Origin of the sequence: Deefgea salmonis (assembly GCF_020531905.1) — a bacterium.
Taxonomy (GTDB): domain Bacteria; phylum Pseudomonadota; class Gammaproteobacteria; order Burkholderiales; family Chitinibacteraceae; genus Deefgea; species Deefgea salmonis.
Window position 1 is genome coordinate 29,076 of sequence record NZ_JAJAWG010000016.1, and the last position, 15,213, is coordinate 44,288.

A 15,213-nucleotide genomic window follows, 5' to 3' on the forward strand; every position below is an offset into this window, starting at 1 on the left:
CCGCCATTAAAAATAATCCGGCGATTTTAGCAGAAAAGCCATCATCCCGCCGCCTTGCTCACGGCAGGATGCGAGCACCGCTATTTTAGCTTGCTCAAATAGGGCAAAAATCCAGGGCGGCACACCGTCATTTGGGGCGAAATGATTTTAGATTGCATGGATTGGCTTTGGATGTGTACCTTGATTTCAAGGTGGATTGACGCTTGTGGCGCAATTTGTGGGCGTAATCGGCTGTGAATCAATAAGTCATTGACTCAATTGAAAAACGTTTGTAGAATGCCCGATTCCCAATTTGGGAAGGCACGCTAGCGTTTGTGCAGCGTGTTGGGCCAAACTCCCTAGGAGCTTGTTATGTATGCAGTCGTAAAAACCGGTGGCAAGCAGTATAAAGTTGTCGTCGGCCAAAAATTAAACATAGAACAGATTACTGCAGACGTTGACAGCCAGATCGTACTCGAAGAAGTATTGATGGTTGCAGACGGCGAAGCAGTGAAGATCGGTACCCCTGTGGTGGCCGGTGCTTCCATCAAAGCAACTGTGGTTTCTCATGGTCGTGGCGAAAAGGTTACCATCTTCAAGATGCGTCGCCGTAAGCACTACATGCGTCGTGCTGGTCATCGCCAGAACTACACCGAAATCCGTATCGACGCTATCGTCGCTTAATTAAGGAGCTTAAACAATGGCACATAAGAAAGCTGGTGGTAGTTCACGTAACGGTCGTGATTCTGAATCAAAACGCCTTGGTATCAAAGTATACGGCGGCGAGTTGATCCCTGCAGGTTCAATCATTGTTCGTCAACGTGGTACTGAATTCCACGCAGGTGACAATGTAGGTATGGGTAAAGATCATACTTTATTCGCTAAGTGCGATGGTTATGTTCAGTACGCAGTGAAGGGCGCTTTGAAACGCCGCACTGTAACTGTATTGCCATACGTTGGCGAAGAAGAAGCTGCTGCTTAATTAGCGGCTTCTTTGGTCGGTTTGAAAGCCCTGTCTCTGTGATAGGGCTTTTTTTGTTTTATAAATACGATACGGATTTAAGTCTAAGCGGTTTGCCAGATAAAGTTGTGATGTATATAGCTCTATGCGTCAAGCCACTTCGCTTGCAGTGCAATACCCCAGAGCCTGCGCCGAGATCGGTAGGAGAAAATGATGAAATTTATTGATGAAGCTCGAATTGAAGCCATTGGTGGTAAGGGTGGCAATGGTTCGGCCAGTATGCGCCGAGAAAAATTCGTTCCCCGTGGCGGCCCTGATGGTGGCGACGGTGGTAAAGGCGGTACGGTGTGGGCGATTGCCGACGAAGACATCAACACGCTGGTCGATTACCGCTTCCAAAAGAAATACAAAGCTCGCGATGGCGACAATGGTCGCGGTGCGGATTGTTACGGTAAAGGCGGCGACGATATCGAATTGCGCATGCCAATCGGCACCATGATTACCGACGCTGAAACTGGTGAAGTCGTCGCCGACTTGACCAGTAATGGCGTGCGGATTGCGATTGCTAAAGGCGGTACCGGTGGCTTTGGTAACTTGCATTTTAAATCGTCGATTAACCGCGCACCACGCCAAACAACACCGGGTTTTGAAGGCGAGCGCCGTGATTTGCGTTTGGAATTGAAAGTCTTGGCCGATGTGGGTCTGCTGGGTATGCCGAATGCGGGTAAATCAACCTTTATTCGTGCCGTGTCGGCCGCCAAGCCGAAAGTGGCCGACTATCCATTTACGACCTTGTACCCGAATTTGGGCGTGGTTCGTATCGATGAAAACCGCAGCTTCGTGATTGCAGATGTGCCAGGTTTGATCGAAGGTGCCAGTGATGGCGCGGGTCTTGGTCATCGCTTTTTAAAGCATTTGCAACGCACTGGGATTTTGTTGCACTTGGTTGATTTGGCGCCGTTTGATGCCGATACCGATCCAGTGGCCGAAGCCAAAGCCATTGTCGAAGAATTGCGTAAATACGATGAAGATTTGCATCAAAAACCGCGTTGGTTGGTGCTCAATAAAGTCGACATGATTCCAGAAGACGAACGTGAAGAACGCGTTGCGGCCTTTTTGGAAGCCTACGGCTGGGATGCGGGCGTACAAAATCCGTATGCTGATTTTGAACCGCTAAAACCACGCTTATTTGTGATTGCGGGTTTGACCGGCGAAGGTTGCCGCGATTTGACTTACGCGATTATGGATTATCTGGAAGCGGCGAAAAAAGTCGCCCGTGAAGTCGCCGCAGTAGAAGCCGATCGTGTTGCTGCTGAAAAAGCCGCCTTGCTGGCGGCACGTGCCGCAGCGCTAGAAGCGGGTGATGTGAAGTAATTACGGAGAAGCGAAACGCATTCCGACGTATGCAGAAGTAAAAGAGCCCCGATTAAATGATCGGGGCTCTTTTATATTTGAAGATATAAGTATTTGGACATAGCTATTTGTTATTAATCGCTGTATCCAGATACCCTGTTGTTAATTTAAATCTAAACTCGTTTGCGTCAAGCTATTAAGTTGTGGTCGCGCCTTGGCAAAGGCGAGTAACTCATCCAGATGTGCGCCTTTGTCCCGCCAGTCGTAACACGCCGTCTCGCCCAATAAAACGTAATGCCAGCTGCGTTCCTGCCGCTCGCTGCTTGGCAAACCATTGATGCGCTCGCACCACGCTACTGCGGCTTTGAGTTTGCGCTGCACGTTCGGGTGATTGACTTGCTGCTGCGCTTTGGTTTCGACCAGATAAATCGCATCGCTCGTCCGAATCAAAAAATCCGGTGAGTAAAACGCGGGCAAACCGTCTTCTTTCACATAACGCAGTCGAACAAAATGATGCCGCGTTTCGCTGATTTTACTAAACGCCTCGATATGGCTATCCGCTTGTGCCCATTCAATCAGCATTTTCTCCAGCCCGCCTTTGTTGGCCGGAAAGGGGAGTCGTTCGTAAATGCTTTTCGTTACCGGCAAGGAATACGCTTCGCGCATCATGAGCTTTTCAACTTCCGACAAATAGCGATGTTTGACTTCGCAGGCATCGTCAGAGGTTTGCTGTTCGCCCTCAATCAAGGCCAGCGCGAATTGCTGGCAAATATGATCGAGTACAGGCGTAAGCAGTAATAGTCGCCAGTTTTCATTTTCTAGCGGCGCGAACGGCTCAGCAAATAACTGGTTTTCGATGTAATCCTCCAGCCAACTCGCCAATTCAGCGGTATGTACTTGCAGATAGGGATTCGCCAGATGGCTGGCGATTTTATTGCCCTTGGGTAAGGGCTGGCTCAGTGCTTGGCTAATCCGCCGAGTCAGGCGTGATAATAAATCGTTATAACCCGCCACCTGCATCACCGCGCCGTCAACGCGATAATCACCAAATAGCGTGTGGCTTTGTAAATCTTGCGAGGTAAACAGATCGCCCTTGCCTATCATTGCCGCCAATTCACTACGGGATAAAGCCGCAAATGGCAATAGTTTGCTAATCTCCGGTGCGTGGTGAGCCAGCCATTCTTCGGCTTCGCGCAGGATAAACGGAATCGCAAAATCGTATTTTGCAAAATCGGTGCTTAGCCCAACCGAAATCATATCGCCGACGCCACTGCCACCGTCATTCGTACCGTCGTCAACGCCGACCAAACCTTCCTTCATCAGCTCATCGTAAAAACTCTGGAAAGCGGGGTGCTCAACAATCGATAAAATATCAATCAGGCTGCCGGGTTCTTTGCCCGCATGAATCAGCTCACGATTTTCGCGTTTGATGTCGCCATATTCAGCGTCACGCCACATCAGGCGTAAGCCACGACCGATGGTTTGCTCCAATAAAATCTGCGCTTGGCTGGCGCGTAGCGGCACGATGACACAGATGTTGTTGACGTCGAAACCTTCGCGCAACATCAGTACGCTAACAATCACCCGAGGATTTTGATGGTTGTCGACATTGAATAGCCGTTCACGCACCGGAGCCCAATCTTTCTCGCCGAGTTCGGCTTTTTTGCCTGAATCGACGGTCATCACTTCATCGTCCCCGAGTCCTTCCTGCTGCAAAAACAGAGAGACTAAAGGCGAAACGGAGGTGTCTTCGCAAACAACCAGCATTTTTGGATGGCGATTCGGATCAATTTTGGCGAAATCAGCTTCAAGTTTTTTGAGTTTTTGCAATCCAGCCCGCAGCATCACGCGCTGGCCTTCGCCCAAAGTGGGATTGCCGTCGTCATCGCGCTCGGCTTTAAATTCCAGCGGTAGCGCAGCGACTTCCTTGCGCCTATCCAGCACCAACGATTTAACCAAGCCTTGCTTCATCGCCGTTTTTAGGTCGAAATCGACGATGATGTGCGGGAAATAGACTTTCTTTTTGTTCTTGCCGCTGCCCACGTCGTTGTATGGTGTTGCCGAGAAATCAAGCTGTACAAAGGAGATGCCTTTGGGTTCGGCGATTTTAGTCAGACTTTTTTGCCATTCAACTTCCGTGGCCTCGCCTTCTTTTTTAAAGTCGTGGATGTGGTGGGCTTCGTCGTTAAACACCATTAGCTCAGGCAAGCCCGCCAGAAAATCCAGCACATCGCCGCGCGCATAACGGCGGTCGAGCACATCCAAGCTATTGCCCGTCGCTCTGCCCGGTGTTAGCGGCAAGAGTTGCGCGATGAGGTCTTGCGGATTAGCCAGCGATTCGGCACTGACCATTTCATCTGGTGATATTTCATCATCACTGCCATTCAGCAAATGCCAATTGGTAATCGCAATCATCCCGTTGCCGGTGGCTTTGAGGCCAATTTCAGCTTTGTTGCACACATTGCCACGTACAAAAGCAAACACCGCATCACGATCAAGCTCAGGAATAAATAGCTCGGCATAACGGCTAATGTCCGAGCTAGAGAAATCCCGAACGCCTGCGCTTTCCTTGCCTAAAAACGCATCGAGCAAACGCTCGTAAACAATCAGCCCCGGTGCAACGACCAAAAATTGCCGCGTAAAGCGCGCATCAATCAGCCCTTCGGCCAGTAATGCTGATTTATTCAAAACTTGCCACACCATCAGTGTTTGCAGCACCCAGGTTTTACCCGTGCCCGTCGCCATTTTCAGGCAATATTTGGGATGATTGTGCTTGGCTTGTGCGACTTCGCTTAGCCGTGTTCCAGTCAGTAAAGCATCGGGAGCGACTGCTTGATATAGGGCGAGCAAATCCGGCGCTTGCAGCACTTCATGTGCGACGATGGTATTTAAAATCGCCTGCTTTTGCCCCGGATGAAAATTGAAACTGCGGCTGGCGCATTGCTCTGCGCCAAACCACCAATTCAAAAGTAATCGTGTTGTGGGCGTGACCAATTCGAGAATATCGGCGATGCCATCTTCAAGGCCAACGCAAAGCAGATTGGTTTTGGCTGTGAGCGCTGTCGCGAGTGCCAGTTGATCGTTACTGGATGGATTGGGCTGAAGGGCGCTCATGCTGTCACCGCCACATCGAGTGAAACTTCGGCTTCAAAACCAAATACATCCACCGCGCGAACGCAGACTCGGCGCGCGCCGGTTTTGGCGGGAACGGTTAGCACTGCTTGCGTAATGACGCGTAGCGGGTCGCCGTCGTTATCGGTATTGCCGCGATAATCCTGCCACACCGAGCGAAACATTTTGCCGTCGTAATCAGGGTCAACCGCCCAGTATTCGATTAAAGCTAGCGGCTCGGCATTCATTACCGCTTGTAGTTTGCTACGGTTGGCTTCGTCCAGATTGATCGCATCGGGTGACAATAAAACGTAATTGGCGAGCGTAATGGTGATCGTTTCTTGCACGGTGGCTCCCTCTCCCCCTTGCGGGAGAGGGTTGGGGTGAGGGGGCGATTCCACGCGAACCCTTTTTACTGGCGCGATTTTCAGGTATTGCAAACTGGCAAAGCGCACGCTGCCACGCAGTTTTTCCAAGCCGCCTTTTTTCTTGAGTCGGTCGAGCAGGTCGGGAGGAATGACGAGGACTTCTAGTGCAACATCATTCAGTGCGTTAATGCTTTCGGCAATCGCGGGGTCAAAATTCCAGCCCAGTACGACGACTTTATCCCAGCCACCCATCAAGCCATCACGCAGCGCGATGGCTTTTTTCAGCGTGGCAAGGCCAGTGAGTTTATTCGGTGAATCGGCCAGAACCAGTGTTTTTACGCCATTCGCGATGACTCGACCCAAAGCACGTGTTGGATTTTCCTCAATCGGCAACGGCAGAGCGCCATACAGCGACAATACAATCTGCGCCAGATCACCAATGCGAAAATCGCGCCCCAGACTTTGTTTGGCCGCCTCGACCTGATAATCGCCAATCGCCTGATACAGAAAAGGCTGGGCGTTTTGGTCGATTAGCCGCTTGCGCATAATCATGCACGCCGGTTTGCCCAAGTCGGAGGTCACCCAGCGCCGACCGAGGCGTTCAGCGACGGCTGCCGTCGTGCCCGAGCCGCCGAAGAAGTCAGCAACTAGGCCGCCTTCGGGGCAGGAAGCTTTGATAATGCGTTCAAGCAGTTTTTCTGGTTTTTGGGTAGCATAGTCAAGTAGTTCAGCCCCTGTTTTTGCTGGTAGCAGATCCACCCAAACGGACTGCACTCGTCTGCCTTGTTCAACGTACTCATCCATATATTGCTTGAGATACGGAGTTCCGGTGTTTGAGTAATAAATCCGGCTATTTGCTTCAAGTTCGTCAATTTTCTCTTGCGAGTAGCTCCAGTGCCTACCTTTAGGTGGTGCAATTTGTCGTCCTTGGAAGGCACGAGAGGGGCCAGAGCCTGGTGCAGTAATTGGCCCCGCGAAAAAGCGCTTTCCATTGAAATCGTCGATTTGATTGAATCTTGTATTCAGGTGTTCATTCGAATGAGGGACATAAACGGGCTCAAAAATATGGGATTCACCTTTGCGATAAAGCATCACGACATCATGGACAATTCCGAATCGCCCTGCATCGTTGTGTGCACCTGTTCGTTGCCAAATGATTTCATTAAGGAAATTATCCTTCCCAAACACCTCATCCATCACCAGTTTCACGTAATGCCCGACGTGCCAATCCAGATGCACATAAATCGAGCCGGTGTCGGACAGTAATTCGCGCATCAACACCAAGCGTGGCGTAATCATCGCTAAATATGATGCCGTTCCGTCGCTCCACGTATCGGAATAAGCGAATTGTTCGATGACGGTTGGCCGCTGTTCCAGCTCGACGCCCGGTAGAGTGACTTTGGTGCGGTAATCGGCTTTGGAGTCAAACGGCGGGTCGATGTAAATCAGATCAACTTTGCCGCGCAAGCTGGCATTGTCGGTATCCCCAGCCAGCAGTGCGGCCATTGCCAGCAGGTTATCGCCGTAGATTAAGCGGTTGTGCCAGTCACTTTCGCTGGCTTGAGCATCTTGCCGACTAGCATTGCTAATCCAGTCGCTGGCCTTGCTGTCTTTGGCTGGTAGTACCCATTCGCGGTTTTGTAGTGCGATGCGGTTTCGGTTTTCTAAACTTTCTAGTATTTTTTCGGCGACTTTGCGGCCATTAGCGACAATTTCGGGGAGTTGTTCGAGCAGAGATTTGGCCATAACGTTGTCAATTTGGACTTTAATTAATTTTGTAACCAATAGTCTAACTGAGTGCGTAACTAAATTACCAGTAACGTAACCAGTTAAGTGCTGGCGTTATGGTTTTTGCATGAAAAATGTTAAAACTGAATTTGCTGAACGTTTGCAGATGGCAATGCTTGCTGCGGGCTACGACCCCAAGCCAGCCGTGTTGGAGCGTGAGTTTAATCAGCGCTATTACGGAAAACCGATGACCTTGCACGGTGTTCGCCGTTGGCTGCTGGGGCAGGTCACTCCCCCTAATGACAAAATTGCAGTGCTGGCTGAGTGGTTGAAGATCCCGCCGCACGAGCTAAGTTTTGGTGCTGAACTGCCCAAACAAATCGAGCAACGTCGAAAAGAATGGGAGGTTAGTATTAGCTATCAAGAACGTGAAGTATTTGAAGCATTTTTGAACTTGCCAGCTGAACAGAAGAAAATCGTACGTGAAGTGATTTTGGCGTTTAAGCGTTCTTTGCGTTAACCCTTGGGTGCGAATAGCTCTACGTATTCGTGCATGAAATTGTTATGAGCGCAGTATGCGGCAATGGATTTCGCGATGCTATTTCGGAGTAATTGGTGCTAATGCATATATGGCTCGCATAGTTTTGAATCATCACAATTAAAAATTGAAGATTATTGGTATGCGTTTTAAATGTGCGCATATAAATTTTATGGCAAGGCGTCGAAGTAGCAAACAATACATCTAGTACGACAAGTTGAAGCAATGACGCAGGAAGACTTTTGCTGAATTTTTTACCTCTGAAATTAATATGCTCTTTCTGATTATTTTATAATGAATTTGTAAAGATATTTGCTTTGAGATTATTAATGCTGAGCTAGAAGGCAATACCTTGTTAAATTTATTGCCCAATCTAATTATTAGTAAGGCTTAGTTTTGTAGCTAATTGTTGATGTTCGAATTTTTAAGCGTAATAGTTGGATGGGGTGTTGATTTTACCTGCCGCCATCAGTCGAAAAGGATTGTCTTTCCCGTCATTTAGCATTAGCCTTGCCCCTCCCTGATTTCTGTCATCCTCATGCAAGACGAAAACGAACTCTCTCAATTTTTTGCCAATGGCTTCGCGCCTGCTGATTTGCCGTCGATGGCAAGTTTATTGCGCGCGCGGCATTATCTTGATGCTTTTATTACGCTATTTCGTGGCGGCGAAGACGAAGTTTTAGTGCGCCTACTGATTCTGCGTGAAATTGGTGCGCGCGCCGATGCACCGCGTTGGTCGCCGCAAGATTTGCAAATGCATTTTTCCTATCTCAATCCAATCAAGCTCGATACGGTGCTCAAGCGCTTGCGCGAGAACGGCTTATTGATTTGGGATGTGGACGAGCAGCTCTATGCGATGAGCGAATCGGGCCGCGTTGCGCTGGCGGCGCTCGGCACGGTGGTGCAATTTGCCGATGGCGACGCTGAACTGGGTTATTTAACCTCGCAAGTTGCCGCTGGGCAATCGCTTGGTCAAGTCTCAAACGAAGTGCTGCTTAATTTATTGGCGCGTTTGAATGAGCTTTATACCGACTTTGAAGCGGCACTCGAGTCGCAATCTGAGTTTCAAATCCGCGCTGCGCGGGAAAAACTCGAAAAAGTCTGGCAATGGGTCGAAAAAGGCACCGATGTGATTCGCACGGTGCTGACTGACGACACGACCGATCCTCGGGTGTATCAAATCGCCCAATCGATTGCATTGGCGCAAGCCAGAATGCTGCGACTGACTTCGGTGTTTCATCGTCGTTTGTCCGAGTTGGCGTCGCAGCGGGTGCATTTGGGACAGTCCGGTTTATCAACCACCAATGTCGCCGATTGGTTGCGCCAGCAAAAGCAAGAAAAACTCGCTGATTTAGGTCGAGATTTGGTGTTATTTCATCCTGAGCCGGCTTTTGTGGTTTCTGATGTGTTGCTCGACGTGACCGAGTTTGAAATTATCGAACGCGAACGACCGACGCATGTCATCAGCGAAATGCCGCAAGGCGCAGCGGCACAAGAGGTCGGTGCCGTTGAAGCTGAGCGTTTATTGGCTGCCGAAGCATTGTTTGACGAGTTGAGTCGTTTGGTGGCGCAAGGTATGGGTGGCGACTTGCCGACCGCCGTGCTGGCACCAACGTATAAAGAAACCGCTTATCGTTTGTCGTTATTGTCGTTATTGGGTGACGCTGAAGCTGCGCTAGAGAAAAGCGTCGTCGCCGATATCGTCAAGTTGCCATTGCGACTCGAAATCAGCGGTGAATTGTATGAGCCCGATCACCCGGAAGTGGCCAGCATTAGCGCTGGGCGACTGATGTCACAGTGATGATCACGGTAATGAACAGGCAAAATCTTTCACCACCGCAGCACAGAGACACAGAAGAAAGCTGGCTCTCTGCGCCTTTGTGCCGCTGTGGTTAATAAGAATTCTTAGGTTAAATATGGATCAAGCCCTGAATATTTTAGTCGCTCGCCTGTTGGCGCAGCGTTTTGTATTGCGCAAAGACCCGCTGGCTCGGCGCGCGTTGATTGATGAAATGTTTCGTGAGTCGCTCGAGCATCGTTTGGCCGATTGTGGTCTGCAATTGCTAGAAAATCCCTACGCCGAACACATTGCCGTGGCTTTGCAGCCGCAAATGGAAGAATGGGTGTTTGGTGAGGGCGACGCGTGGTTATCCAATAATATGGGCTTGCCGCGTGATGGGATTGCACTGTTAGTCGTGGTGTGGGCGCTGATTATTTTGCCAAAACGTGAGCGGCAAATTGCCCGCGTTGCCATTGGCTCTGAAGATCAAAGCGATATGTTTGGCGCAGAAAAACCGATCGAGCACGGCGAAGGCGTCGCGCAAGGCATTTCAGAAGACGCGCTGTACGCTGACTTTGGCAAAGTGCTCGGCGGCAAAATGCGGTTTGCCACCAATTTGGGGCAACTGACTAAATTAGGCTTTATCAATCGCCGCAATCGGATGATTTATGAAGGCCCGCTGCTGGATCTGATGATTGACTACGCCAAACTCGCCCCGCGCATTATCAACGGCGCGCTCGCTGATATTTTGAAATTGACCGGCACGCAGATTGCCGACGATGTGGAGGGCACACATGTTTCAGATTAAAACTTTAGTTGCGCCACTTTGTTACCCCGCCAAAAACCTTAAAAATCCGACGCAGAGTCGCAGAGTCGCAGAGGAAAAACGAGGCGATTTTGCCCGTTTTGATGCTAAGTCCATATCGGAACGCATTGTTTTTGGCTTTTCTTCGCACCTCTGCGCCTCTGCGTTGAGAAATTTTTGCTGTGACACAGTGGAAGCTGGGCGGCATTGGGGTCTCGGGAAAAAAATTGTGGTGGAGATGCGCTAAATGTTCCAGATTAAAACTTTAGAAATGGTGCACTGGGATTTCTGGCAAAGAATTTCAGTGCCGCTCGATGCACAGATTGTGACTGTTGTCGGGCCAAATGGTTCGGGTAAGACCACTTTGCTTGACGCGCTACGCACCATGCTGGCGCTGAAATGCTCAGGGCGGCGCGATTACAAGCGTTATGTGCGTAATAACAAAGAAAACATCGCGTGGTTGCGTGCCGTGGTGAGTAATCCGCGCCGCAGCGGTGGTGGGTTTTTTCCGTATTTGTTTTTCCCGCTGGCCAGTGAAACGGTGACGCTGTTTTGCCGGATTAAAAAGCAAGGTGGGGATTGGGTGCGGCAGTATGCGATTGCCGAAGGGGATGCGCAGCTTGATGGTACGACCGAAAATCATTTGCAATGGCTCGGTGTGGGCGATTATCGCCGCCGCTTGGAGCAAGCTGGTTTAACCCCAGCGATTGCCGAGGTATTGGCCTTGGAGCAAGGTGATACCGACAAGCTATGCGAATACTCCCCTAAAACACTGCTCGATTTGGTGTTTCAGGTGTTTGGCGACAAAGAAGTCTTGGATCATTACAGCGAAGCCAAGCTGCGTCTGCGTGAGGCGGAGGGCGAGCTGGATAAAATGAACCAGCAGTTGTCGCAATTGGGCTTAGATGTCGAGCGTTTTCGGATGCGCGCCAGTAGCTATTTGGAATGGTGCTCTTTGGGGACTGATACCCAGCGCTTAGAAAAAGAGGTGATTCCCGCGCTGCAAGTGGCTGAGGCCAACGAGAATTTGCGGCATTACTTGATGCAATTTAAGCAAAACCGTCGCAGTTTTTGGCATCGTCGTGGTGATTTGGCGCAGCTAGAAAAGCAGCTGGCGGTGGCGCGCTTAGCGGCGCAGCAAACGTTGCAGGGCGAGTCGCAAAGCAAGGCCGATTACGATCTGCAGTTTCAGGCATTCCAAGCAGTACGGGATGCGGCGCGCGATACTGAAAAACTGATTAAAGAAGGCGAGCGCCTGCGTGAGTTGGCCGAGCGTGAGCACGGCGCGGATGCCGTGGGGCTGAATGACCGTTTGGGTGAGCTAAAGCAGCAAGAGGGCGACCTTAAAATTTGGCTGAAAAATGCCAAAGAAGAACGCCAGCAATTATCCGAAGCGCAATTTGCCTTGCAAGCGGGTAAAGCGCCATCACCTGAATTTGTGCGCCAAATGCGCTCCAGCCTTGATGCCGCAGGGATTCCTCATCAATTGCTGACCGAAATTTGCGAAGTGAAAGACAATACTTGGCAAGATGCGGTTGAGGCGTTGCTCGCGCCATCCAAGCATTTGATCTTGTTGCAGCGCGAATCGGATAAGCAGCGCGCATGGGAAGTGGGCGAGCGCCTGCGTTATCGCAGCTTTATTGTGTCTGAGCGCGAGCCTGCGCCAAGAGCAACCTTGGGCTCGATTTTAGAAATTCTCGACTTTAAAGCGCCGGTGCCAGCTTGGTTGGCGCGGCAATTGAATGGTATTCAGCGGGTTAAATCGGTTGAAGCCGGTGCACGCATTAATGGCGATTGGATTACCCGTGAGGGGTATCTGCGTGAACGCCGTGGTGCACGCTTTATCGGGGTAGATACCCGTGATTATGCTTTTGGTGAAGCCGCACGTCATTCTCGCTTGGCCGATATCGCCTTGCGTTTAAAAGCGCTGAACGAAGAAATTTTAAATAAAGAAGCTGATCTCAATAGCCTGATGCGCGACATTGCGACAATTACCCAGCAATTAATGGGCATGCAGGCGGTAGTTCAGCTGGCGAGTCGTCAGGCCGAATTGGCGGCAGCTGCCGCGCGTTATCCAGAAGAGCAAGCGGCAGTGCAACGTTTGGGCGCTGAACTCGCGGCAGCGCAAGCGGCGCTGGAGTCTTCTCGCGAAGGTCGTGCGGATTTACGTTTGGGCGCACAAAAAATCGAGATTGAGCGCGATCAGTTGCAGCGTGCCATTGATGAAATGCAAGCGCAGTTGCAGCGTCAACGCAATGAAATCAGCCGACAATTGACGTCGATTCGTACTTTGCGCGAGCAAGTGCCATCGGTTTGGCTGATGCCTGCCACGTTGCGCCAATTGAAGGAAGACTACAATAGCGTTGCTGAAGTGCGGCATATGATGGTGCGACAAACTGAGCAGTTAAGCCAAGCGCATTGGGAAAAAGACGAAACCATCGTGCAGCGCCGCGATAAATTGGTGAATGATTACCAAGCGCTCGAAGGTGAGTCGCTGGGTCATCGCCAAGAAGTCGATCGCACTGCTCAGCTGACCGATGAAGCGCGTGCCGCATATATTAATAAATTGCGCGCGACAGTTCGCGCCTATGGCCGCAATGTGAAAGGCTTGGGCGAGCTGGCCGGGATTGATGTTGAACTCGATATGCCGCATTTGGAAAACGATGATGTGGTGCTGGCGCAAGCGGGCTTAACGGCAAGATTCAATTTTGACCAAAAAGGCATGATGGGCTTGAACGACGGCGAAGCATCGGGCGGTCAGCAGGTGATGAAATCATTGATCTTGTTGATTGGCTTAATGATGGATGAAAGCAATCCATCGGGCTTTGTATTTATCGACGAGCCGTTCGCGCATTTGGATATTTTCAATATTGATCGCGTTGGTGCGTTCCTAAAAGCGACCAATGCGCAGTATTTGATTACTACGCCGCTTACACATAATACCAATGTGTATGGGCCGTCTGAATTGACGCTGACAACGCGTAAAAAACGCCCCGGCGAGACTTGGGCGCCGCTGATTATGCAAACGCGTCGCCGCACCGAAGTGCTGGATGCGAGTACACTTGCAATAACGACTTAATTTTTAAAGAAGAAACTTGTGCTACAAATTTTTGATTTTTTTGCCCCCTGTCCACGTGGACTTGAGGTTGTATTAGAAAAAGAGCTCGAAGTACTGGCGGCGAAGAACATTCACGTCACCGATGGCGGCGTGGCTTTTTCTGGTCCGTGGACTTTGATGTACAAAGCCAATCTGCATTCGCGCGTTGCGAGTCGGATTTTATGGAAATTGGTTGAAAAACCTTACCGTTCGGAAGACGATATTTTCCGCTTGGCGCGAGATACTGAATGGGCGGATATTTTTGCCGTAGAAAACACCATTAAAGTGAGTGTGACTGCAGTGCGCTCGCCGGTACGCAGTACCAATTTTGTCGCGTTGAAAGTGAAAGACGGTATTTGCGATCGTTTCCGCCTTAAATGCGGTAATCGTCCTAGCGTGGATACTGAAGCACCGGATATGCGGATTAATGTGTATCTATCAGAGAAAAACGTCACGCTGTATTTAGATACATCCGGTGAGCCACTGTTTAAACGCGGTTACCGCGTTGAAACCGGCGAAGCGCCATTGCGTGAAAATCTAGCTGCGGGGATTTTGTCCTTAAGCGGCTGGACGCCGGATCAAGCGTTTTACGATCCGATGTGTGGTTCGGGTACGTTCCTTGTTGAAGCGGCGATGATTGCGCGTCGTGTCGCGCCAGGTATGGATCGACAATTTGCATTCCAAAAAATGCGCATGTACGACAAATCCTTCTGGCAAAACATTTTGACTGAAGCCAAAGCACAAGAACTCAGTGTTGCGCCCAATGTCATTATGGGTAGTGATGTATCGAGTACCGTATTGGTTCATGCCAAAGCCAATATTGAAGCGGCGGGCATGCAAGACAGTATTCAGTTGAAGCAATTGAATGTATTAGATGCAAAACCACCAGCAGAGTCGGGCGTGTGGATTTGTAATCCACCCTATGGCGCACGGATGGATGAGAAAGAGCATTTGGCTAGTTTGTATCCACAGTGGGCAACACTATTGAAGCAACGCTTTGCCGGCTGGGATACTTATTTTCTCACTGCCGACTTAGATATACCTAAACATATGCGTTTGAAGGCGTCAAAACGCACGGTATTGTTTAATGGCCCACTGGAATGCCGCCTGTTTGAGTACAAAATGATTGCTGGCGGCAATCGGGATAAGCCAAAAGAAGAATAAACAGTACGTTTTAACTGTTTTTAAGTGATTTTAAAGCAAGGGCGCGATAGCGCCCTTGTTTGTTTCTGTCGTTTGCTGCATTTTTGAATTAAATCCATTTTCATATAAATCAACTACTTATCTACCTTGTTGCGTTTTCTTTGCAACAAGGTGTTGACGTGATCGCAGGGCTGCCGTATATTTCGGCCTCTCTGCTGCTGACACAGCAAACGAAACACCGGTTTCTAGGTTGTTTTGTGTGTCCTAAGCCACTGATCTTTAACAAAATACAGCCGATGAGTGTGAGTGCTTGGTTTGCCAGTCAAACAAGTGCTTACACTCTCAAAATG

General features: G+C 50.0%; 12 protein-coding genes. 10 read left to right on the plus strand and 2 right to left on the minus strand.

All coding sequences use genetic code 11. The features are described from left to right. Positions 1–351 precede the first annotated feature (351 nt). The 3 genes from rplU to obgE all read left to right on the plus strand — a co-directional run bounded on the left by rplU (position 352) and on the right by obgE (position 2,314). Positions 352–663 carry a 50S ribosomal protein L21 gene (gene rplU, locus LG219_RS14800; protein ID WP_173533189.1) on the plus strand — a complete coding sequence of 104 codons (312 nt, stop codon included), beginning with the start codon at positions 352–354 and terminating at the stop codon, positions 661–663. 16 nt (positions 664–679) lie between these two features. Further along, positions 680–961 (plus strand): 50S ribosomal protein L27, encoded by a 282-nt coding sequence (gene rpmA / locus LG219_RS14805; protein ID WP_173533190.1) that lies wholly within the window; start codon positions 680–682, stop codon positions 959–961. A 192-nt stretch (positions 962–1,153) separates the two neighbouring features. Then, positions 1,154–2,314, plus strand: coding sequence for a GTPase ObgE (obgE, locus tag LG219_RS14810; RefSeq protein WP_226765231.1), 1,161 nt, complete (start codon positions 1,154–1,156; stop codon positions 2,312–2,314). A 141-nt stretch (positions 2,315–2,455) separates the two neighbouring features. Here obgE and LG219_RS14815 read toward each other — a convergent pair whose 3' ends face one another. Both LG219_RS14815 and LG219_RS14820 read right to left on the minus strand, forming a co-directional pair. Further along, positions 2,456–5,407 carry a DEAD/DEAH box helicase family protein gene (locus LG219_RS14815; protein ID WP_226765220.1) on the minus strand — a complete coding sequence of 984 codons (2,952 nt, stop codon included), beginning with the start codon at positions 5,405–5,407 and terminating at the stop codon, positions 2,456–2,458. Next, positions 5,404–7,518, minus strand: coding sequence for a site-specific DNA-methyltransferase (locus LG219_RS14820; RefSeq protein ID WP_226765221.1), 2,115 nt, complete (start codon positions 7,516–7,518; stop codon positions 5,404–5,406). Before LG219_RS14820 ends, LG219_RS14815 begins: the two co-directional genes overlap by 4 nt. A gap of 109 nt (positions 7,519–7,627) precedes the next feature. Here LG219_RS14820 and LG219_RS14825 point away from each other — a divergent pair, with 109 nt between their 5' ends. From LG219_RS14825 to LG219_RS14855, 7 genes are all read left to right on the plus strand, one after another. Next, positions 7,628–8,020, plus strand: a complete 393-nt coding sequence (locus tag LG219_RS14825) for a hypothetical protein (RefSeq protein ID WP_226765222.1) — start codon at positions 7,628–7,630, stop codon at positions 8,018–8,020. Between the two features lie 556 nt (positions 8,021–8,576). Then, positions 8,577–9,839 (plus strand): hypothetical protein, encoded by a 1,263-nt coding sequence (locus tag LG219_RS14830; RefSeq protein ID WP_226765223.1) that lies wholly within the window; start codon positions 8,577–8,579, stop codon positions 9,837–9,839. A 115-nt stretch (positions 9,840–9,954) separates the two neighbouring features. Then, positions 9,955–10,626 carry a hypothetical protein gene (locus tag LG219_RS14835; protein ID WP_226765224.1) on the plus strand — a complete coding sequence of 224 codons (672 nt, stop codon included), beginning with the start codon at positions 9,955–9,957 and terminating at the stop codon, positions 10,624–10,626. Beyond that, positions 10,613–10,870, plus strand: a complete 258-nt coding sequence (locus LG219_RS14840) for a hypothetical protein (RefSeq protein WP_226765225.1) — start codon at positions 10,613–10,615, stop codon at positions 10,868–10,870. The genes LG219_RS14835 and LG219_RS14840 overlap by 14 nt, the downstream gene beginning before the upstream one ends. After that, the gene (locus LG219_RS14845) at positions 10,871–13,702 is read left to right on the plus strand and encodes an ATP-binding protein (RefSeq protein ID WP_226765226.1); all 2,832 of its coding nucleotides are present in this window, start codon (positions 10,871–10,873) and stop codon (positions 13,700–13,702) included. An 18-nt stretch (positions 13,703–13,720) separates the two neighbouring features. Beyond that, a complete protein-coding gene (locus tag LG219_RS14850) occupies positions 13,721–14,884 on the plus strand; it encodes a THUMP domain-containing class I SAM-dependent RNA methyltransferase (RefSeq protein WP_226765227.1) in 1,164 nt (387 codons plus the stop codon). 140 nt (positions 14,885–15,024) lie between these two features. Next, positions 15,025–15,213 (plus strand): hypothetical protein (locus tag LG219_RS14855; RefSeq protein WP_226765228.1); only part of this gene is annotated, 189 nt, incomplete at its 3' end.